31 protein-coding genes are annotated in these 17,180 nt (G+C 55.2%); all 31 read left to right on the top strand.

The window, feature by feature from the left end:
- Window positions 1–7 precede the first annotated feature (7 nt).
- The 31 genes from rplC to GOB86_RS01485 all read left to right on the top strand — a co-directional run bounded on the left by rplC (window position 8) and on the right by GOB86_RS01485 (window position 17,121).
- Window positions 8–691, top strand: coding sequence for a 50S ribosomal protein L3 (rplC, locus tag GOB86_RS01635; RefSeq protein WP_048852977.1), 684 nt, complete (start codon window positions 8–10; stop codon window positions 689–691).
- A gap of 4 nt (window positions 692–695) precedes the next feature.
- Complete coding sequence (gene rplD, locus GOB86_RS01630) at window positions 696–1,310, top strand: 50S ribosomal protein L4 (protein WP_165990630.1); 615 nt, start codon at window positions 696–698, stop codon at window positions 1,308–1,310.
- Complete coding sequence (locus GOB86_RS01625; protein WP_059023541.1) at window positions 1,307–1,642, top strand: 50S ribosomal protein L23; 336 nt, start codon at window positions 1,307–1,309, stop codon at window positions 1,640–1,642. The genes rplD and GOB86_RS01625 overlap by 4 nt, the downstream gene beginning before the upstream one ends.
- Window positions 1,643–1,658: 16 nt before the next feature.
- Window positions 1,659–2,489, top strand: coding sequence for a 50S ribosomal protein L2 (gene rplB / locus GOB86_RS01620; RefSeq protein ID WP_165990629.1), 831 nt, complete (start codon window positions 1,659–1,661; stop codon window positions 2,487–2,489).
- 13 nt (window positions 2,490–2,502) lie between these two features.
- Entirely contained in the window at window positions 2,503–2,781 is a 279-nt protein-coding gene (gene rpsS, locus GOB86_RS01615; RefSeq protein ID WP_012812769.1) for a 30S ribosomal protein S19, read from the top strand.
- Between the two features lie 8 nt (window positions 2,782–2,789).
- On the top strand, window positions 2,790–3,200 hold the full coding sequence (gene rplV / locus GOB86_RS01610; protein WP_086647127.1) for a 50S ribosomal protein L22: 411 nt from the start codon (window positions 2,790–2,792) through the stop codon (window positions 3,198–3,200).
- A gap of 3 nt (window positions 3,201–3,203) precedes the next feature.
- On the top strand, window positions 3,204–3,881 hold the full coding sequence (gene rpsC, locus GOB86_RS01605; protein ID WP_165990628.1) for a 30S ribosomal protein S3: 678 nt from the start codon (window positions 3,204–3,206) through the stop codon (window positions 3,879–3,881).
- Between the two features lie 17 nt (window positions 3,882–3,898).
- The gene (gene rplP, locus GOB86_RS01600) at window positions 3,899–4,315 is read left to right on the top strand and encodes a 50S ribosomal protein L16 (RefSeq protein WP_025826957.1); all 417 of its coding nucleotides are present in this window, start codon (window positions 3,899–3,901) and stop codon (window positions 4,313–4,315) included.
- Between the two features lies 1 nt (window position 4,316).
- Window positions 4,317–4,553 carry a 50S ribosomal protein L29 gene (gene rpmC, locus GOB86_RS01595; RefSeq protein WP_165990627.1) on the top strand — a complete coding sequence of 79 codons (237 nt, stop codon included), beginning with the start codon at window positions 4,317–4,319 and terminating at the stop codon, window positions 4,551–4,553.
- A gap of 13 nt (window positions 4,554–4,566) precedes the next feature.
- Window positions 4,567–4,836, top strand: a complete 270-nt coding sequence (gene rpsQ, locus GOB86_RS01590; RefSeq protein WP_025826953.1) for a 30S ribosomal protein S17 — start codon at window positions 4,567–4,569, stop codon at window positions 4,834–4,836.
- A 17-nt stretch (window positions 4,837–4,853) separates the two neighbouring features.
- Complete coding sequence (gene rplN / locus GOB86_RS01585) at window positions 4,854–5,222, top strand: 50S ribosomal protein L14 (protein ID WP_025826951.1); 369 nt, start codon at window positions 4,854–4,856, stop codon at window positions 5,220–5,222.
- The gene (gene rplX, locus GOB86_RS01580) at window positions 5,222–5,542 is read left to right on the top strand and encodes a 50S ribosomal protein L24 (protein ID WP_165990626.1); all 321 of its coding nucleotides are present in this window, start codon (window positions 5,222–5,224) and stop codon (window positions 5,540–5,542) included. The genes rplN and rplX overlap by 1 nt, the downstream gene beginning before the upstream one ends.
- A gap of 10 nt (window positions 5,543–5,552) precedes the next feature.
- Complete coding sequence (gene rplE / locus GOB86_RS01575; RefSeq protein ID WP_165990625.1) at window positions 5,553–6,122, top strand: 50S ribosomal protein L5; 570 nt, start codon at window positions 5,553–5,555, stop codon at window positions 6,120–6,122.
- 71 nt (window positions 6,123–6,193) lie between these two features.
- Complete coding sequence (rpsN, locus tag GOB86_RS01570) at window positions 6,194–6,499, top strand: 30S ribosomal protein S14 (RefSeq protein WP_025826945.1); 306 nt, start codon at window positions 6,194–6,196, stop codon at window positions 6,497–6,499.
- 9 nt (window positions 6,500–6,508) lie between these two features.
- Window positions 6,509–6,907, top strand: a complete 399-nt coding sequence (gene rpsH, locus GOB86_RS01565) for a 30S ribosomal protein S8 (protein ID WP_165990624.1) — start codon at window positions 6,509–6,511, stop codon at window positions 6,905–6,907.
- Window positions 6,908–6,917: 10 nt separating this feature from the next.
- A complete protein-coding gene (rplF, locus tag GOB86_RS01560) occupies window positions 6,918–7,451 on the top strand; it encodes a 50S ribosomal protein L6 (RefSeq protein WP_165990623.1) in 534 nt (177 codons plus the stop codon).
- Window positions 7,451–7,813: a 50S ribosomal protein L18 gene (rplR, locus tag GOB86_RS01555; RefSeq protein ID WP_165990622.1), complete on the top strand. Its 363-nt coding sequence runs from the start codon at window positions 7,451–7,453 to the stop codon at window positions 7,811–7,813. Before rplF ends, rplR begins: the two co-directional genes overlap by 1 nt.
- A gap of 15 nt (window positions 7,814–7,828) precedes the next feature.
- Window positions 7,829–8,404, top strand: coding sequence for a 30S ribosomal protein S5 (gene rpsE / locus GOB86_RS01550; protein WP_048852990.1), 576 nt, complete (start codon window positions 7,829–7,831; stop codon window positions 8,402–8,404).
- The gene (gene rpmD, locus GOB86_RS01545) at window positions 8,397–8,582 is read left to right on the top strand and encodes a 50S ribosomal protein L30 (protein WP_025826935.1); all 186 of its coding nucleotides are present in this window, start codon (window positions 8,397–8,399) and stop codon (window positions 8,580–8,582) included. Before rpsE ends, rpmD begins: the two co-directional genes overlap by 8 nt.
- A gap of 1 nt (window position 8,583) precedes the next feature.
- On the top strand, window positions 8,584–9,072 hold the full coding sequence (gene rplO / locus GOB86_RS01540; protein ID WP_165990621.1) for a 50S ribosomal protein L15: 489 nt from the start codon (window positions 8,584–8,586) through the stop codon (window positions 9,070–9,072).
- 140 nt (window positions 9,073–9,212) lie between these two features.
- Window positions 9,213–10,565, top strand: coding sequence for a preprotein translocase subunit SecY (gene secY / locus GOB86_RS01535; RefSeq protein WP_165990620.1), 1,353 nt, complete (start codon window positions 9,213–9,215; stop codon window positions 10,563–10,565).
- A complete protein-coding gene (locus GOB86_RS01530) occupies window positions 10,562–11,230 on the top strand; it encodes an adenylate kinase (protein ID WP_165990619.1) in 669 nt (222 codons plus the stop codon). Before secY ends, GOB86_RS01530 begins: the two co-directional genes overlap by 4 nt.
- Before the next feature lie 121 nt (window positions 11,231–11,351).
- Window positions 11,352–11,729: a 30S ribosomal protein S13 gene (gene rpsM / locus GOB86_RS01525; protein WP_086647139.1), complete on the top strand. Its 378-nt coding sequence runs from the start codon at window positions 11,352–11,354 to the stop codon at window positions 11,727–11,729.
- Window positions 11,730–11,792: 63 nt separating this feature from the next.
- The gene (gene rpsK / locus GOB86_RS01520; RefSeq protein WP_025826926.1) at window positions 11,793–12,185 is read left to right on the top strand and encodes a 30S ribosomal protein S11; all 393 of its coding nucleotides are present in this window, start codon (window positions 11,793–11,795) and stop codon (window positions 12,183–12,185) included.
- Between the two features lie 110 nt (window positions 12,186–12,295).
- A complete protein-coding gene (locus tag GOB86_RS01515; RefSeq protein WP_025826924.1) occupies window positions 12,296–13,315 on the top strand; it encodes a DNA-directed RNA polymerase subunit alpha in 1,020 nt (339 codons plus the stop codon).
- A gap of 31 nt (window positions 13,316–13,346) precedes the next feature.
- Complete coding sequence (gene rplQ / locus GOB86_RS01510) at window positions 13,347–13,772, top strand: 50S ribosomal protein L17 (protein WP_165990618.1); 426 nt, start codon at window positions 13,347–13,349, stop codon at window positions 13,770–13,772.
- Between the two features lie 195 nt (window positions 13,773–13,967).
- Window positions 13,968–15,008 carry an ABC transporter substrate-binding protein gene (locus GOB86_RS01505; protein ID WP_165990617.1) on the top strand — a complete coding sequence of 347 codons (1,041 nt, stop codon included), beginning with the start codon at window positions 13,968–13,970 and terminating at the stop codon, window positions 15,006–15,008.
- On the top strand, window positions 14,987–15,769 hold the full coding sequence (locus tag GOB86_RS01500) for an ABC transporter permease (RefSeq protein ID WP_408737276.1): 783 nt from the start codon (window positions 14,987–14,989) through the stop codon (window positions 15,767–15,769). The genes GOB86_RS01505 and GOB86_RS01500 overlap by 22 nt, the downstream gene beginning before the upstream one ends.
- Window positions 15,757–16,572: an ABC transporter ATP-binding protein gene (locus tag GOB86_RS01495; RefSeq protein ID WP_165990615.1), complete on the top strand. Its 816-nt coding sequence runs from the start codon at window positions 15,757–15,759 to the stop codon at window positions 16,570–16,572. Before GOB86_RS01500 ends, GOB86_RS01495 begins: the two co-directional genes overlap by 13 nt.
- A gap of 85 nt (window positions 16,573–16,657) precedes the next feature.
- Window positions 16,658–16,891, top strand: a complete 234-nt coding sequence (locus tag GOB86_RS01490; RefSeq protein ID WP_165990614.1) for a hypothetical protein — start codon at window positions 16,658–16,660, stop codon at window positions 16,889–16,891.
- Window positions 16,892–16,944: 53 nt separating this feature from the next.
- On the top strand, window positions 16,945–17,121 hold the full coding sequence (locus GOB86_RS01485; RefSeq protein ID WP_165990613.1) for a DUF1328 domain-containing protein: 177 nt from the start codon (window positions 16,945–16,947) through the stop codon (window positions 17,119–17,121).
- The last annotated feature ends 59 nt before the right edge of the window (window positions 17,122–17,180 follow it).

Raw genomic sequence — 17,180 nt, 5'->3', positions numbered from 1 at the left:
CCAGACGATGCGCACCGGATTGATCGCAAAAAAGTTGGGCATGTCCCGACTGTTCAAGGAAGACGGCACGCATGTGCCTGTCACCGTTCTGCACGTTGATGAAGTGCAGGTGGTAGACGTTCGTACTCAGGAGCGTGATGGTTACGTAGCCGTCCAGCTGGGTATGGGCAACGCCAAGGTGAAAAACGTAACAAAACCCAACCGTGGCCATTTTGCCCGCGTGAAGGTTGAACCCAAGAAAACAGTTCGCGAGTTCCGTGTGGCCGACGACGCCACTCTCGAAGTTGGTGCTGCTCTTTCTGCCTCCCATTTCGTTGTTGGCCAGAAGGTTGACGTGACGGGGACAAGCAAGGGTAAGGGGTTTGCTGGCGCCATGAAGCGCTGGAATTTTGCTGGTCTTGAAGCCTCGCATGGTGTGTCCATTTCGCATCGTTCGCATGGTTCGACCGGTAACCGCCAGGATCCCGGCAAAACCTTCAAGAACAAGAAAATGGCTGGTCATCTGGGTGATGAACGCGTGACCACCTTGAATCTGGAAATCGCAGCGGTCGATCCGGAAAAGAATCTGATCATGATTCGTGGCTCCGTTCCGGGAGCAAAGAATGGTGTCGTTCTCATTCGTGATGCGATCAAGAAAGCCCGCCACAGCGATGCGCCGTATCCGGCAGCACTTGTGAAGGCGGAGGCCTGAGATCATGGAAATCGAAATCAAGACACTTGATAACGGCACGGCTGGTTCAGCTACGCTTCCGGAAGAACTTTTCGGCGCAGCACCCCGGGCGGATGTAATGGCACGCGTTGTGCACTGGCAGCTGGCAAAACGCCGGGCTGGCACGCACAAGGTCAAAGGCATGGGCGAAGTGTCCGGCACGACCAAAAAGCCGTATCGTCAGAAAGGCACTGGTAGTGCACGTCAGGGCTCCCTGCGCGCTCCTCAGTACCGTACTGGTGGTGTTGTGCATGGTCCGGTTGTACGCGATCACGGTTATGACCTGCCTAAAAAGGTGCGTCGTCTGGGTCTGATCTCCGCACTGTCCCAGAAGGCAGCGGAAGGTAAACTGGTTGTTCTGGACGCTGCTTCTGGCGTGACCAAGACCAGCGACCTGGCGAAAAAGTTGCAGGGTCTCGGCTGGGGCTCCGCTTTGATTGTTGATGCATCCGTGGACGAAAACTTCGTGCGCGCTGCTCGCAATCTGCCGAAGATCGACATTCTGCCGACCATTGGCGCGAATGTTTATGACATTCTGAACCATGAGGTGCTTGCCATCACGCAGGCAGGCCTTGAAGGACTGAAGGAACGCCTGGCATGACGAATATTCTTGCTATTCGCAAGAAAGCCGAGCGTCTCTCTCGGGAGGCTCTGTACGACATCGTGCGGACGCCTGTCATTACCGAGAAGGCGACTGCGCTTTCTGAAAAAAATCAGGTTGTTTTCAAGGTCGCAATGACGGCTAGCAAGCCTGAAATCAAGGTTGCGGTGGAAACGCTGTTCGGGGTCAAGGTTGTTGGCGTCAACACACTTGTCCAGAAAGGTAAAACCAAACGCTTTAAAGGGCGTCTGGGTCAGCGTTCTGACGTTAAGAAGGCGTTCGTTCAGCTTGCAGAAGGTCAGTCCATTGACCTGACCGCGAAGCTGGCGTGACCAAGGGTAGAAACTAATGGCACTGAAGCACTTTAATCCTGTCACGCCGAGCCTGCGTGGTACGGTTCTGATTGATCGTGCTGACCTGTGGAAGGGCAAGCCGGTCAAGCAGCTTACGGAAGGTAAGAGCAAGTCGGGCGGTCGTAATAATAACGGCCGTATCACGTCTCGCTTCCGTGGCGGCGGTCATAAGCAGTCCTATCGTTATGTGGACTTCAAGCGTCGTAAATTCGACGTGCTGGGTACTGTGGAGCGTCTTGAATACGATCCCAACCGCACGGCATTTATTGCGCTCGTGAAGTACGAAGATGGTGAGCTGGCTTATATTCTCGCACCCCAGCGCCTGAAGGTTGGTGACAATGTCATCGCCGGTGCGCGTGTGGATATCAAGCCAGGCAATGCTATGCCGCTGTCCGCCATTCCGGTGGGTACGATCATCCATAACATCGAACTGAAGCAGGGCGCTGGCGGCAAGCTGGCCCGTTCCGCAGGGACGTATGCTCAGTTGGTTGGTAAGGATTCGGGCTACGCCCAGATCAAGCTGCAGTCTGGTGAATTGCGTGTTGTGCGCGGTGAATGCATGGCGACCGTTGGTGCTGTGTCCAACCCGGACAACATGAACCAGCATATGGGTAAGGCTGGTCGTTCTCGTTGGCTGGGTCGCCGTCCGCATAACCGCGGCGTGGTGATGAACCCGGTTGACCATCCGCACGGTGGTGGTGAAGGCCGCACATCTGGCGGTCGTCATCCGGTTACGCCGTGGGGCAAGCCCACCAAAGGTTACAAAACTCGGGTCAACAAGCGGACGGACGGTCTGATTATCCGTCGCCGGAAGACCGGCAAGTAAGGGGCAATAGAAGATGGCACGTTCCGTCTGGAAAGGTCCGTTCGTCGACGGGTATCTGCTGAATAAGGCTGAAGTATCCCGCGCATCGGGTCGGAATGAAGTGATCAAGATTTGGTCGCGTCGTTCAACGATTCTTCCGCAGTTCGTTGGTCTGACGTTCGGTGTTTATAACGGTCAGAAGTTCCTGCCTGTGCAGGTGACGGAGAATATGGTTGGCCATAAGTTTGGCGAATTCTCCCCCACCCGTACATTTCACGGGCATGGTGCTGACAAGAAGTCTAAGCGGGGCTAAGAGCACAGATGAGCAAGCCGAAGCATCCGCGCACGCTCGCGGAAACAGAAGCGCAAGCTATCACGCGTAACATTCGGGTTAGCCCCCGCAAGCTGAACCTTGTGGCAGGCCTGATCCGTAATAAACCTGCATCTCAGGCAATTGCGACGCTAACATTTTCCAAGCGCCGTATCGCTCAGCAGGTTAAGAAAACGCTGGAAAGCGCGATCGCTAATGCTGAAAACAATCACCAGCTTGACGTAGATCAGCTGGTGGTGAAAACGGCGGAAGTGGGTAAGTCCATTGTCATGCGGCGTTTTCACGCCCGTGGCCGCGGTCGTTCCGCACGCGTCGAAAAGTTTTTCAGTCACCTGAAGATTGTTGTAGCCGAGCGGGCCGTTGTGTCCGACACGGCTTCTTCCGAGCAGAAGGCGGCCTGAGATATGGGGCATAAAGTCAATCCGATCGGGCTGCGGCTCGGCATCAACCGCACATGGGACAGCCGCTGGTACGCAGATGCAGACTATTCCCGTCTGCTGCACGAAGATCTTAAGCTTCGTGCATTCCTGCGCCGCAAGCTTGCTGGTGCAGGCGTGTCCCGCGTTGTTATCGAACGCCCGGCTAAAAAGCCGCGCGTGACGATCTACGCAGCACGTCCTGGTGTTGTGATCGGTAAGAAGGGGCAGGATATCGACGCTCTGCGCAAAGAACTGACCCGTATGGCCGGTACTGAAGTTGCGCTGAACATCGTTGAAATCCGTAAGCCGGAAATCGATGCAACTCTGGTTGCCGAAAACATTGCTCAGCAGCTTGAACGCCGTGTGGCTTTCCGTCGTGCCATGAAGCGCGCCGTACAGTCAGCCATGCGTCTGGGTGCTCAGGGTATCCGGATCAACTGCTCCGGTCGTCTGGGTGGCGCTGAAATCGCACGTATCGAGTGGTATCGTGAAGGTCGTGTGCCTTTGCACACCCTGCGCGCCGACATCGATTACGGCACGGCAACGGCGAAGACCACCTACGGCACCTGCGGTGTGAAGGTATGGATCTTCAAGGGTGAAATTCTTGCTCATGATCCGTTGGCACAGGATCGCCGGGCGGCCGAACAGGCTCCTCAGCGCTGAGGAGAGGATAAAAAACAATGCTTTCCCCTAAGCGGACAAAATTCCGCAAAGCACATAAAGGCCGTATTCACGGCCTTGCAAAAAGCGGTACCACACTGAACTTTGGTACGTTTGGTCTTAAAGCTCTGCAGCCGGAACGTATTACGGCGCGCCAGATTGAGGCCTCCCGTCGTGCCATCACCCGCGCTATGAAACGTGCTGGTCGTGTATGGATTCGGATCTTTCCGGATATTCCGGTCTCGACAAAGCCCGCAGAAGTGCGTATGGGCTCTGGCAAGGGATCGCCTGAATTCTGGGTGGCCCGTGTGAAGCCTGGTCGTATTTTGTTTGAGATCGAAGGTGTTCCGCCGGAACTAGCGCGTGAAGCGCTGGCTCTTGGGGCCGCCAAGCTGCCGATCAAGACCAAATTTGTGACCCGAATTGGAGATGCGTAAGATGGTAAAGGCAGTAAAGCCAGCTGATTTGCGCGCTAAAACGGCAGACGAGCTTGAAGCTCGTCTAGTTGAACTCAAGCGTGAACAGCTCAACTTGCGTTTCCAGCAGGCTACCGGGCAGACAGAAGCGCAGAGCCGCGTCCGTGTGGTCCGTCGTGAAATTGCGCGCATCAAGACAATTGCTGCGCAGAATGCAAAGAATGCAGCAGGTGCAAAAACATCTGCTGCCAATGCCTGAGGAGAGGTAGCCGATGCCGAGGCGCGTCCTAACCGGACGTGTGACGAGCGACAAGATGGACAAGACCGTTACGGTTCTTGTCGATCGTCGCGTCATGCATCCTGTGTATAAAAAGTTCATTCGTCGCTCCAAGAAATATGCGGCGCATGATGAAGAAAACATCTGCAAGACGGGTGATTCCGTGCGGATTGTTGAATGTGCGCCTATTTCTCGGCGTAAGACGTGGACCGTGATTTCCCGCAACGGTGAAGCCGTGGGCGTGGAAGCAACCGCGTCGGCCTAACGTAAGGATTTCAGGTTATGATCCATCCCGAGACCAACCTCGATGTGGCCGACAATTCCGGTGCACGTCAGGTGCAGTGCATTAAGGTGCTGGGCGGTTCCAAGCGGAAGTCTGCCTCGGTCGGCGACGTGATCGTCGTTTCCGTCAAGGAAGCCATCCCCCGTGGGAAGGTGAAGAAGGGCGATGTTCACCAGGCCGTTATCGTGCGTACCTCTTATCCGGTTCGTCGTCCCGATGGTAGCGCCATTCGGTTCGACCGCAACGCTGCTGTGCTGATTAACAAGCAGCAGGAGCCGATCGGTACCCGTATCTTTGGCCCGGTCGTGCGTGAACTGCGTGCTAAGAAGTTCATGAAGATCATCTCTTTGGCGCCGGAGGTGCTGTAATGGCTGCCCGCATTAAAAAAGGCGATACAGTTGTCGTCATCACCGGCTCTTCCAAGGGCGTGCAGGGTGAAGTTCTGGAGGTTCGTCCTTCAGAAGATCGTGCTGTTGTGCGTGGTGTTGCAATTGCCAAGCGCCACCAGCGCGCAAATCGTATGGGTGAAGAAGGTGGGATTATTGCCCGTGAGGCAGCTGTCCACCTCTCCAACCTGAAGCTGATTGATCCCGCATCCAAGAAGCCTACTCGCGTTGGTTTCCGGGTGCTGGAAAACGGCAAAAAAGTTCGCGTTGCCAAGGCGACTGGCGAAGTGATTGAAGGTTGAGAGGCCAGGTATGAGTGCGAATCAGGAAGGGCGTTCCCTCCCGCGCCTTCACCAGCGCTATGAGAGTGAACTTCGTGCCAAGCTGCGTGAGCAGTTTGGGTATAGCAACGAAATGCAGGTGCCGCGGCTTGAAAAAATCGTCCTGAATATGGGCGTTGGTGAAGCCGCTGGTGACCAGAAGAAGCTGGATGCAGCTGTTGCGGAAATGACCCTTATTGCAGGTCAGAAGCCGGTCAAAACGGTTGCCAAAAAGGCAATTGCTGGCTTCAAGATCCGCGAGGGGCTGCCGATTGGCTGTAAGGTCACGCTGCGTCGGGCTCGGATGTACGAATTTCTCGATCGTCTTGTGACGATTGCGATGCCGCGTATCCGTGACTTCCGTGGTCTGCCTGCGACGAAAGGCTTCGATGGCCGTGGCAATTTTGCCCTTGGCCTGAAAGAGCAGATCGTTTTCCCGGAAATCGAATATGACAAAGTGGACGAAGTCCGCGGTATGGACGTCGTGTTCGTGACCAGTGCGAAAACGGATGCTGAAGCTAAAGCTTTGCTGAAGGCGTTTGATCTTCCCTTCGTGGGATGATACAGGCTGCTTTATTGTGTGATCTTGGAAAACCGTCGAAGGTTTTCGAAGGGTTCCGGAGGTAATGTTGAATGGCTAAAACATCTGCCATCCTGCGTAATGCTAAACGCAAGCGCATGGCGGCACGGGATAATGAGAAGCGTACTGCTCTCAAAAACATTGTAATGGATCGTTCTTTGCCCGTGGAAGATCGGTTCGATGCGTCTCTCAAGCTGGCAGAACTGCCGCGTAACGGTTCTCGTGTACGCGTTCGTCTGCGTTGCAAGCTGACAGGTCGTTCTCGCGGTAACTACCGTAAGTTTGAGCTGTGTCGTATCGCTTTCCGTGATCTGGCCTCTGATGGTCAGATTCCGGGAGTGGTAAAAGCTAGCTGGTAAGGGCTCGAGATGTCGCTTTCAGATCCTTTGGGTGATATGCTCACCCGTATTCGCAACGCTCAGCGTGCGCGTCACAACTCTTGCGTTGCTCCGGCATCCAATCTGCGTGTGAACGTGCTTGAAGCTCTGCAGCGCGAAGGTTACATCCGTGGTTACAAGCGCGAAGACGTGCGGAAGGGTATTTCCCAGCTGCATATCGAGCTGAAGTACGCGGAAGGTGAACCGGTTATTCGTGAAATCCAGCGTGTTTCCCGCCCTGGCCGCCGCGTCTATTCCAAAATTAAAGAACTGCCGCGTGTCTGTGCTGGTCTGGGTGTTTCCATCCTTTCCACGCCGCGTGGTGTTCTGTCCGATGTAGAGGCCCGCGCCGCCAATGTTGGTGGTGAAGTCCTTTGCCGCGTATTCTGAGGAGGGATAAATGTCACGAGTAGGCAAGTATCCCGTCGAAGTTCCGGCAGGGGTAACAGTTTCCATCGCGGACGGTGTTTTTAAGGCCAAGGGTAAGCTGGGTGAGCTTTCTCTGCCGATCACCAGTCATGTTACGGCTGAAGTGAAGGATAATTCGGTTGTTGTGCAGCCGAATGGTACCGAATCTCAGGCCCGCATGATGTGGGGAACAACACGCGCACTTATCGCTTGTGCGGTCAAAGGGGTTTCCGACGGGTTTTCAAAAACCTTGGAAATCAACGGGACAGGTTATCGTGCTGCAGTGCAGGGTTCTAACCTGGTTATGAACCTCGGCTTTTCTCACGATGTGATCTATCCGATTCCGGCTGGCATCAAGATTTCTACCCCGCGTCCGACCGCGATTGTGGTGGAAGGGATTGATAAGCAGCGTGTTGGCCAGGTGGCTCTGGATATTCGTAGCTACCGCAAGCCTGAGCCTTACAAAGGCAAAGGTGTGCGTTACGAGACGGAAACCATCCGCCGTAAGGAAGGCAAGAAGAAATAATGAGCACTCAGCAGGAATTGCGGAACCGGCGACGTGCGCGTCTCCGTTTTCAGCTTCGCCGCAAGGCTGGTGGCCGTCCTCGTCTGTCGGTTTTCCGGTCTGGTAAGAACATCTATGCTCAGGTGATTGATGATGCGCAGGGACTGACCCTTGCTGCTGCGTCAACACTGGATAAAGAACTGCGTGAAGCCCTGAAAAATGGTGCTACGCAGGACAGCGCGGGTGCTGTAGGTAAGCTGGTTGCCCAGCGTGCTGTTGCTGCCGGCGTATCTCAGGTCGTATTCGACCGGGGGTCTTATCTTTATCACGGGCGCGTCAAGGCCCTGGCGGAGGCGGCCCGTGAGGGCGGTCTCTCCTTCTGAGGAAAGGATCACGCAATGGCTCGTGAACCAAGAGAAGGCGGTCGAGGCGGCCGTGAGCGCGAACGCGAAGGCGATGAACTGGTTGATAAACTGGTAACCATCAATCGCGTTGCAAAGGTTGTTAAGGGTGGTCGGCGCTTTGCGTTTGCTGCTCTGGTTGTGGTTGGTGACCAGAAAGGTCGCGTGGGCTACGGTGCCGGTAAGGCACGTGAAGTTCCCGAAGCTATCCGCAAGGCGACTGAGCGCGCAAAGCGTGGGATGATTCGCGTTCCCATGAAAGAAGGGCGTACGTTGCACCATGACGTTGCTGGCCATTTTGGTGCCGGTAAAGTTGTGCTGCGCTCGGCGGAAGCCGGGACCGGGATCATCGCTGGTGGTCCTATGCGTGCGGTTTTTGAAAGCCTTGGCATTAACGACGTTGTTGCCAAGTCTCTGGGAACCCGGAACCCGCATAACATGGTCAAGGCGACATTCGATGCCCTGACGCGTTGTGCAAGCCCTCGCGCCGTGGCAAACCGTCGTGGCAAGAAAGTGGCGGAAATCTTTGGCAAGCGCGACCAGGCTGCTGGTGCGGAGGCTGCAGATGTCTGAGAAAAAAACCTTCAAGGTGATTCAGGTTGCGTCCGGTAACGGACGTAAGCCGGGTCAGCAGGAAACCCTGATCGGGCTTGGTCTGAACAAGATCGGGCGCGAAAAGGTTCTGGAAGATACCCCCTCTACCCGGGGTATGGTCCGCAAAGTGGCCCACCTGGTGAAGGTGGAGGACTGATATGAGACTTAACGAGCTTCGTGATAACGAAGGCGCTCGCTACCGCAAAAAGCGGCTTGGGCGCGGTATTGGTTCCGGTAAAGGCAAGACGTCCGGTAGGGGTGTTAAAGGCCAGAAAGCACGTGAGGGTGTATCTCTTAACGGCTTTGAAGGTGGTCAGCTCCCGATTTATCGTCGTCTGCCGAAGCGGGGCTTTAAAAACATCTTCCGCAAGGTCTATGCACCAGTTAACCTTGGTGCGGTAGAGCAGGCGTTGGCTGATGGTAAGCTGGAAAACGGCGCCACCATTACTGAAGAAGCGCTGAAGAAAGCTGGTCTGGTCGGGACCGGCAAGTACGCAGGGGTTCGCATTCTTGGTGAAGGCGAACTGACAAAAGGCGTTTCTTTTGAAGTGTCTGGTGTTTCTGCTTCTGCTAAAGCGGCCATTGAAAAAGTTGGCGGCAGCATCAAGCTGCTGGTGGCTGCCCCTGTGGAAGCTAGCGCCTCCTGATTGGCGTGGGAGAGAGAATGGTGGGAGACCCTGTTCTCTCTTTCTTCCCCAGATCAGAACAGCTGTCTGATATTTTTCAGGCAATCATGCCAGCGTCTCCACATTGCGTGGCGGCGCTGTTTGTGTGAAAGGACGGATGCATGGCTTCCGCGGCCGAACAACTGGCTGCCAATTTTAACGTAGGCTCCTTTGCCAAGGCGACGGAACTCAAAAAACGGATCTGGTTTACGCTGGGTGCGTTGATTGTTTATCGTTTGGGAACGTATATTCCTGTGCCCGGCGTAGATGCTACGGTTATGGGGCAGCTTCTGGCGCAGCATCAGGGCGGCATTCTTGGCATGTTCAACATGTTCTCGGGGGGCGCTCTTGGGCGTATGACCGTGTTTGCGTTGAACATCATGCCCTATATCTCTGCGTCCATTATTGTGCAGTTGATGTCTACGGCGGTGCCCTCTCTTGAAGCTCTCAAGAAAGAGGGTGAGCAGGGGCGCAAAAAGCTTAACCAGTATACGCGTTACCTGACCGTGCTTATCGCCGTTTTTCAGGCATATGGCATTGCGATCGGGCTTGAGAACGTTCAGAGCGGCGCGGCCGTCGTAAACCCCGGACCACTTTTTCTGGTAACCTGTGTAACCGCACTTGTTGGCGGAACAATGTTCCTGATGTGGCTGGGTGAGCAGATTACGTCCCGTGGTGTTGGTAATGGCATTTCGCTGATTATTTTTGCCGGTATCGTCGCCAATCTGCCGCATGCGTTGGTGAGCCTTTTCCAACTGGGTTACACTGGCGCTCTGTCCTCCTTCTTTGTGCTGTTGTTCCTTGTGCTGGCTGGTCTGACCATCATGTTCATCGTGTTCATGGAGCAGGCGCAGCGACGGGTTGTTATTCAATATCCCAAGCGGCAGATGGGGCAGCGGATGTTTGGTGGAGACACTACGCATATGCCGCTCAAGGTGAATACTGCTGGTGTTATTCCGCCTATTTTCGCGTCGTCGGTCCTGCTCATTCCTGTAACCCTTGCGGGTTTCATGAATGGTATGTCCTTGCCGGGATGGTTGTCTTTTCTGGGTGAGGAACTGGGGCAGGGGCAGCCTTTGTACCTGCTGTTTTACGCCCTGATGATTATCTTCTTCTCGTACTTCTATGCTGCGGTGACCTTTAACCCGGCAGAGACGGCAGATAACCTGCGTAAGCAGGGTGGGTTCATCCCTGGTGTACGGCCGGGTGCTTCTACCGCATCTTATTTTGACAAGATCCTGACGCGTCTGACGACCATTGGTGCGGCGTATATGGTTGCTGTCTGCCTACTACCGCAGATATTGATCAGCCGTTACAATGTGCCGTTCTACTTTGGTGGGACCAGCCTGATCATTATTGTATCAGTTACGATTGATACGGTAACGCAGGTTCAATCCCATCTTGTGGCGCACCAGTATCAGGGTCTTATGCGTAAGTCCCGTGGTGGCCGGAAACAGAGGATCATCAGACGATGAACATTATTTTTCTGGGTCCGCCGGGGGCCGGGAAAGGTACCCAGTCCAAGCTTCTGGAAGAGCGCCACGGTCTGGTCCAGATTTCCACGGGGGATATGCTGCGTGCGGAAGTTGCACGTGGCTCCGAGGTTGGTAATCAGGCAAAGGCGTTGATGGTTGCGGGCAAGCTTGTGCCCGATGCCTTGATCATTGCCATGCTCAAGGACCGGATTGCCCAGCCGGATTGCCAGAATGGGTTCATTCTGGATGGTTTTCCACGCACTTTGGCGCAGGCCGAAGAACTGGATACCATGCTCGCGGCTGATGGAAAAAGCATCGATGTGGTGCTCTTTCTGGATGTGAATGAAGAGATTCTTGCCGATCGTATTTCAGGGCGTTTCACCTGCGCACAATGTGGGCAGACTTATAATGAAGCGTCCAACCCTCCTGCAAAGGAAGGGGAGTGCGATACGTGCGGGAGCCACGAGTTCAAGCGTCGGGCAGACGACAAGCGTGAGACAGTTGTCGAGCGCCTGAAAGAATACCGCAATCTTACGGCGCCGATTCTACCGTTTTATGAAAAAACGGGACGTTTGCGTAAGGTGAACGGCATGCTTTCGACTTCTGAAGTGACAGCAGAAATTGAAGCAGCGCTTGAAGATAGCGGCGCGATCACGAAGAAGTGATCAGTTTTCGTTGACTTGTAACGGTGGTCGGTATATTTCGCGGCCACCAAGTGAAATCCGCCCAGTCAAAACAGGGCTATGAGCCGTTCGCTGAAAAAGCGGGCGAACAGGAGTATAAGGCGTGGCACGTATTGCCGGCGTGAATGTCCCGACGAACAAGCGGGTTGTGATCGGGCTTCAGTATATTTATGGAATTGGCGCATCTAAGGCGGCAGAAATCTGCAAGTCCTTGGAGATTCCGGAAGCAAAGCGGGTTAACGAACTCAGCGACGATGAAATCATGAAGCTCCGTGAGCTGATTGATGGCACCTATCGCGTTGAAGGTGACCTGCGTCGTGAAATTGCGATGAACATTAAGCGCCTGATGGATCTTGGTTGCTACCGCGGCCTGCGTCATCGTCGTGGCCTGCCGGTTCGTGGCCAGCGGACGCACACCAATGCCCGTACCCGCAAGGGTAAGGCAGTGGCCATTGCCGGTAAGAAGAAAGCAACGCGTTAATCCAATCCGCTAAGGCGGCCAGCCTGCACACGCAGGCTGGACAGGGACTGAGGTAGAAAAGACATGGCGAAAGCCGCAACACCGCGTGTTCGTAAAAAAGAGCGTAAGAACATTATTTCGGGCGTGGCGCATGTGCTCTCCACGTTCAACAACACCATGATCACCATTTCTGATGCTCAGGGGAATGCTATCTCCTGGTCTTCTGCTGGTGCGCAGGGCTTTAAGGGCTCGCGGAAGTCTACGCCTTATGCGGCGCAGGTTGCGGCTGAAGATGCTGGCCGCAAGGCCCGTGAACACGGCATGGAAACGCTGGAAATCGAAGTTTCCGGTCCCGGGTCGGGGCGTGAAAGCGCACTGCGTGCCCTGCAGGCCGTTGGTTTCACGATCACTTCCATTCGTGATATGACACCTGTCCCGCACAATGGCTGCCGCCCGCGCAAGCGTCGCCGCGTCTGAGCTTACGAGCGGAAAGGCGGCCTGTTTGCAAGCCGTCTTTCCATTTGTTGTGTCCACTTCAGAGAAATCGCTGCGCAAGCAGTGGTTTTTCGTATTGAAAGGCCGGTCCATTGGTCCTTCAGAAAAACTGGCAATCTCTGATCAAGCCCGAAAAGCTTGAAGTTGAATCCGGAGTGGAGCCCGCTCGTATCGCAACCGTAGTGGCTGAGCCGCTGGAACGCGGTTTTGGTATGACGCTCGGTAACGCTCTGCGTCGGGTTCTGCTGTCTTCTCTTCAAGGTGCTGCGGTCACAGCGGTTCAGATTGACGGCGTTCTGCACGAGTTTTCGTCTGTTGCCGGTGTGCGGGAAGATGTGACTGACATCGTCCTGAACATCAAGCAGTTGGCGTTGCGCATGCACGGTGAAGGGCCGAAGCGTATGGTGCTGACGGCCACCGGCCCCGGCGAAGTGCGCGCAAGCCAGATCCAGACGGGTCATGACATTGAAATCATGAACCCCGATCTGGTCATCTGCACGCTCGATGACGGCGTTAAGCTGGGTATGGAATTCATTGTTAACACCGGAAAAGGCTATGTTCCTGCGGCGGCTAACCGCCCGGAAGATGCGCCGATCGGCCTGATCCCGGTTGATGCAATCTATTCGCCCGTCAAGCGCGTGTCCTACAAGGTGGAGCCGACCCGTGTTGGTCAGGTCACCGACTATGACAAGCTGCTGCTTACGGTCGAAACAAACGGTGCGGTAACGCCTGAAGATGCGGTGGCCCTTGCTGCCCGTATTCTGCAGGATCAGTTGCAGCTCTTCATCAACTTTGATGAGCCGCGTCCTGTACAGGCTGAAGAGCCTGAGGATGATCTGCCGTTCAACCGTAATCTGCTGCGCAAGGTGGATGAGCTTGAATTGTCTGTTCGAAGTGCAAACTGCCTGAAGAACGACAATATCATCTACATCGGGGATCTGGTTCAGAAGAGTGAGCAGGAAATGCTGCGCACACCGAACTTTGGCCGTAAATCCCTGAACGAAATTAAGGAAGTCCTGACCTCTATGGGGCTGTCCTTGGGTATGAACGTCCCGGCTTGGCCGCCGGAAAATATTGAAGAGTTGGCAAAGCGGCTTGATGAGCCGTTTTGATCTGACTTTTCTCGATACTAGGAACTGAACCATGCGTCACCGGATTGCCGGCAGAAAGCTCGGCGTTACCTCTTCTCATCGTGCAGCCATGTTCCGCAACATGGCTGTGGCTTTGATCAAACATGAGCAGATCACCACCACGCTTCCCAAAGCGAAGGAACTGCGCCCGTTTGTTGAAAAGCTGGTCACCCTTGGCAAGCGTGGCGATCTGCACGCACGTCGGCAGGCATTTGCTGTGCTGCGTGATGATGTGATCGTTAAAAAGCTGTTTGCAGCCGTTGCAGAACGCTACAAGGCTCGCAATGGTGGTTACACGCGCGTTCTGCGTGCTGGCGTACGCTACGGCGATGCCGCCCAGATGGCTGTGATCGAACTGATCGACCGCGATGTCAGTGCTAAAGGGCAGGACAGTGGTCCGCGCCCGGAAGTGGAAGATAAGCAGGACCTTGCTGCTTAATTTTTGCTTTCAAGCAGAATGAAAGAAGCTGGCTCTTAGGAGCCAGCTTTTTTTATGTCATTCGGTTGTGGCTGATATGTGTGAGTAATGTGCGTGGAATAAAATTATTCCATGATCATGCGTGAGTGATTGACAAATTCGAGAATATATTCACTTTTATTTTTGATAAAATATTTCAGTGAAAGAGATAACATCATGAAACGCGCGTTACTAAAAATGTTAACGCTCGCCACCGTGGCATTTGGCTGGGCTGTAAGCCCCGTGCAGGCGGCGGAGAGTATTCGTATCGGCTATATTCCTGTTCTGGGGTCTTCCGCGCTGTTCGTGATCGACGGTGAGGGCTGGGCCAAACAGGCCGGTCTGGACGTGCAGCTTGTCCGCTTTACCTCTGGCCCGCAGGCCATTCAAGCTCTGGTCGCCGGGCGGATTGATGGTTACGTGGCGGGCGTTCTGCCGTTGTTGCAGGCGCGTGCACATGGTGTGGATGTCAAGGTCGTGGCAACTGCCTCGATCGAGGAACTGTCTGTGATTGCGCGCGGTGCGTTGGCGCAAGGTATCAAGCCGGATGTGGATGGCGGGTTAGCCCCCGATGACGTCAAAGCCATTTTTGCGCGATTCAAGCAGGACCAGACGCGGCTACCGCGTCTGGCTGCACAGCCTGCGGGTTCCGTGCCCGATACGCTGTTGCGCTACTGGCTGCAAAAGCAGCTCGACTTTGCACAGGTCAATACCGTGGCGTCCATTGTTGGGGTGGATATTGACGCTGCCCAGCAGGCCTTCCTTGCTGGTGCGGTGGATGGTGCGGTTTTGCGCGAGCCAGCATTAACGGTTGTAAAAACCCGTCTGCCAGATGCCCGTATTCTGGCATCTGGTCATAGCATGATGCCTGATCAGCCCGGCTCGGTTCTGGCTATTGTCAAACCGGATGCGCCTGAACACAAAGTATGGGCGGGAACACTGACAAACCTGTTCGTACGCGCGACAAGGCTGCTGGCCCAGCACCCTGATGATGCGGTGCCATTTGTGCAAAAAGCGCTGGGTGGTGGTATGCTCAATGACGACGTTATGAAAACAGCGTTGGAGCATTCGGCATCCCGGTTTGTCAGTGATCCGGCGCGTATTGTGGAAAGTGTTAAGCAGTTGCAGGAGTTTGAAGTGTCCGAAGGTCTGCTGCGTAAGGCTGAACCTGTGGAAGACCTGTTTGATACGGGTCTGTGGCAGCAGGCCAAGCCGTGAGCATAAAGCTGTCTGGTTCTGTCCGCCTTGGGCTTGGGTTGGCAGGGCTTGTTCTGTTCTTTGGTTTGTGGGAGGCAGCAGTCCAGTCCGGGCTGCTGCCATCTGGCATGGTGCCAGCACCTTCCTCCCTCGGACCAGCATGGCTGGACGAGGTGCGGGGTGGGTTCTGGCAACAGGCTATTCTGGATAGTCTGAACCATTACCTGCTTGGGCTGCTTATTGGCTCGGTTCTGGGGGCTGGACTTGGCATATTGTGCGGTATGCTGGGCCTGCTGGATAGCCTGCTGGAAGGCATTGTCCGCCTGTTGCGGCCCGTGCCGGGGCTGGCATGGGTGCCGTTTGCCATTCTATGGTTCGGGCTGAGCACTGCCGGGGCAACTTTTGTGATTGCCATATCGGTTTTCTGGATCAATTTTTATGCAGCCCATAGCGCCGTAAGGGGCGTTGACCCCGAACTGTATGAACTGGCATCCGCCTTCGGGCATGGCAGTTTTGTGGGGCGGTTGTTCAAGATCGTACTCCCCGCTTCCGCTCCCGGTATTATGGCAGGATTGCGGACCGGGCTGGGGCAGGGGTGGATGTCTGTTGTGGCGGCGGAGCTGTTTGGTGTGCCGGGCATTGGTGCGCGTATGATGCAGGCTTCCAGCCTTCTGGCGACCGATGTTGTCGTGGTTTACATGCTGACCATGGCCATGCTGTATGCCATTACCGATTTTCTTTTTGGGTTTGTGCGCAAATGGGTTCTCAGATGGCAACCATGAACGGGGCGGATGTGGTTGCCTCTTTGCATGATGTTGGCCTCTCGCATGATGGAGGGGCACATTTTGTGCTGCGCCATGTCAGTCTGACACTCGCGCGCGGCGAATTTGTTGCGCTTCTGGGGCCATCTGGCGTGGGCAAGTCCACGCTTCTGAGGGTGTTGATGGGGCTGATGCATCCAACCGAAGGCCAGACAGGTGGTTCCGCCTGCACAGCCGGTGCCGGGGCGCATGCCACGCGGCGTAGCCGGGCTATGGTTTTTCAGGATGCGCGGCTGCTACCATGGCGCTCGGTGTTGCGTAATGTCATGTTCGGGCTGGAAGGCCTGCACCTGAATAAAAATGAAAAAAAAGCCCGCGCGCAGGAAGCTCTAAGACTTGTCGGGCTGGAGGAGGTGGCGGACAGGTTGCCACGCCGCCTGTCTGGCGGGCAAAGGCAGCGTGTGGGTGTTGCCCGCGCCCTGACCGTGGACCCGGACCTGCTGCTGATGGACGAACCCTTTGGCGCACTGGACCCCATTACCCGCACAAGTCTACAGGAAGAGTTGCAGCGGATATGGCAGCAGACGCACAAAACAGTTCTGTTTGTGACGCATGATATTGAAGAGGCCCTGCGCCTTGCCACGCGTGTTGTAGTGCTGGCTGGTGGACCGCCTGCGGGCATTACGGGCGAGATAGTGCTGGATATGCCGCAGCGTAACCCCGATAGCCCCGCTTTTAGAACCTACGCGGCCCGTCTGCGCGCCATGATTGCAGGGGAACCCGACCCGGGTGGTGAAGCCTACTGGCGCTCGGCTGAAATCTAGTCTTGAGCGAAAAAATCGTTCACATAGGCATCTTTAGGGGTGCGCAGCGCGTTACCCTTTAATCCAGTATGGAGGACATCCTCTTATGAGTGATGAGAGCAAGACGGATTTTGGTCTTGAGGATGGTATTGGCAACCTTCAGGATGGGGCCGATGGCCTTTTGGGCAAGGTATCCAGTTATGATGCCCTTGATCCGGGCAAACGCAGTGCCGCTGCTGAGGCACTGCGAGATGTTGTTATTGACCAGCCACTGTTTGCCGTCGCCACGGCGGGGATTGTTGGTCTGATTATTGGAATTTTCCTGCGGCGCAGGAAGTAAGGCGGCAGGGCGTTTTTGGCTCTGACCGGGATTGGAATGCAAGGGAGTTCGTTATGCTGAAACTGGCACTGTTTTTTCTGGTTATTTCACTTGTTGCAGGGCTGTTTGGTTTTGGCGGAATTGCCTCTGCCTCGGCCGGGATGGCTAAAATTCTGTTCTTTATCGCCATTGTTCTGTTTGTGGTGTTTCTGGTGGTCGCCCTGCTGGCCGGTCGCGCGGTCATGAAGTAACGGGCTTGGCTTCCAGTAACCGGGTATAAAAAAACCTCCGGGGCCAAAAGCTCCGGAGG

Source organism: Acetobacter lambici, from assembly GCF_011516885.1.
GTDB lineage: Bacteria > Pseudomonadota > Alphaproteobacteria > Acetobacterales > Acetobacteraceae > Acetobacter > Acetobacter lambici.
The sequence above is the reverse complement of the archived record's forward strand: the minus strand, read 5'-3'. Positions and strand labels throughout refer to the sequence as shown.

What these genes read in the sequence shown, in the direction of transcription:
- rplC (WP_048852977.1), top strand. Translation starts at nt 8, where the DNA reads ATGCGCACCGGATTGATCGCAAAAAAGTTGGGCATGTCCCGACTGTTC.
- rplD (WP_165990630.1), top strand. Translation starts at nt 696, where the DNA reads ATGGAAATCGAAATCAAGACACTTGATAACGGCACGGCTGGTTCAGCT.
- GOB86_RS01625 (WP_059023541.1), top strand. Translation starts at nt 1,307, where the DNA reads ATGACGAATATTCTTGCTATTCGCAAGAAAGCCGAGCGTCTCTCTCGG.
- rplB (WP_165990629.1), top strand. Translation starts at nt 1,659, where the DNA reads ATGGCACTGAAGCACTTTAATCCTGTCACGCCGAGCCTGCGTGGTACG.
- rpsS (WP_012812769.1), top strand. Translation starts at nt 2,503, where the DNA reads ATGGCACGTTCCGTCTGGAAAGGTCCGTTCGTCGACGGGTATCTGCTG.
- rplV (WP_086647127.1), top strand. Translation starts at nt 2,790, where the DNA reads ATGAGCAAGCCGAAGCATCCGCGCACGCTCGCGGAAACAGAAGCGCAA.
- rpsC (WP_165990628.1), top strand. Translation starts at nt 3,204, where the DNA reads ATGGGGCATAAAGTCAATCCGATCGGGCTGCGGCTCGGCATCAACCGC.
- rplP (WP_025826957.1), top strand. Translation starts at nt 3,899, where the DNA reads ATGCTTTCCCCTAAGCGGACAAAATTCCGCAAAGCACATAAAGGCCGT.
- rpmC (WP_165990627.1), top strand. Translation starts at nt 4,317, where the DNA reads ATGGTAAAGGCAGTAAAGCCAGCTGATTTGCGCGCTAAAACGGCAGAC.
- rpsQ (WP_025826953.1), top strand. Translation starts at nt 4,567, where the DNA reads ATGCCGAGGCGCGTCCTAACCGGACGTGTGACGAGCGACAAGATGGAC.
- rplN (WP_025826951.1), top strand. Translation starts at nt 4,854, where the DNA reads ATGATCCATCCCGAGACCAACCTCGATGTGGCCGACAATTCCGGTGCA.
- rplX (WP_165990626.1), top strand. Translation starts at nt 5,222, where the DNA reads ATGGCTGCCCGCATTAAAAAAGGCGATACAGTTGTCGTCATCACCGGC.
- rplE (WP_165990625.1), top strand. Translation starts at nt 5,553, where the DNA reads ATGAGTGCGAATCAGGAAGGGCGTTCCCTCCCGCGCCTTCACCAGCGC.
- rpsN (WP_025826945.1), top strand. Translation starts at nt 6,194, where the DNA reads ATGGCTAAAACATCTGCCATCCTGCGTAATGCTAAACGCAAGCGCATG.
- rpsH (WP_165990624.1), top strand. Translation starts at nt 6,509, where the DNA reads ATGTCGCTTTCAGATCCTTTGGGTGATATGCTCACCCGTATTCGCAAC.
- rplF (WP_165990623.1), top strand. Translation starts at nt 6,918, where the DNA reads ATGTCACGAGTAGGCAAGTATCCCGTCGAAGTTCCGGCAGGGGTAACA.
- rplR (WP_165990622.1), top strand. Translation starts at nt 7,451, where the DNA reads ATGAGCACTCAGCAGGAATTGCGGAACCGGCGACGTGCGCGTCTCCGT.
- rpsE (WP_048852990.1), top strand. Translation starts at nt 7,829, where the DNA reads ATGGCTCGTGAACCAAGAGAAGGCGGTCGAGGCGGCCGTGAGCGCGAA.
- rpmD (WP_025826935.1), top strand. Translation starts at nt 8,397, where the DNA reads ATGTCTGAGAAAAAAACCTTCAAGGTGATTCAGGTTGCGTCCGGTAAC.
- rplO (WP_165990621.1), top strand. Translation starts at nt 8,584, where the DNA reads ATGAGACTTAACGAGCTTCGTGATAACGAAGGCGCTCGCTACCGCAAA.
- secY (WP_165990620.1), top strand. Translation starts at nt 9,213, where the DNA reads ATGGCTTCCGCGGCCGAACAACTGGCTGCCAATTTTAACGTAGGCTCC.
- GOB86_RS01530 (WP_165990619.1), top strand. Translation starts at nt 10,562, where the DNA reads ATGAACATTATTTTTCTGGGTCCGCCGGGGGCCGGGAAAGGTACCCAG.
- rpsK (WP_025826926.1), top strand. Translation starts at nt 11,793, where the DNA reads ATGGCGAAAGCCGCAACACCGCGTGTTCGTAAAAAAGAGCGTAAGAAC.
- rplQ (WP_165990618.1), top strand. Translation starts at nt 13,347, where the DNA reads ATGCGTCACCGGATTGCCGGCAGAAAGCTCGGCGTTACCTCTTCTCAT.
- GOB86_RS01505 (WP_165990617.1), top strand. Translation starts at nt 13,968, where the DNA reads ATGAAACGCGCGTTACTAAAAATGTTAACGCTCGCCACCGTGGCATTT.
- GOB86_RS01495 (WP_165990615.1), top strand. Translation starts at nt 15,757, where the DNA reads ATGGCAACCATGAACGGGGCGGATGTGGTTGCCTCTTTGCATGATGTT.
- GOB86_RS01490 (WP_165990614.1), top strand. Translation starts at nt 16,658, where the DNA reads ATGAGTGATGAGAGCAAGACGGATTTTGGTCTTGAGGATGGTATTGGC.
- GOB86_RS01485 (WP_165990613.1), top strand. Translation starts at nt 16,945, where the DNA reads ATGCTGAAACTGGCACTGTTTTTTCTGGTTATTTCACTTGTTGCAGGG.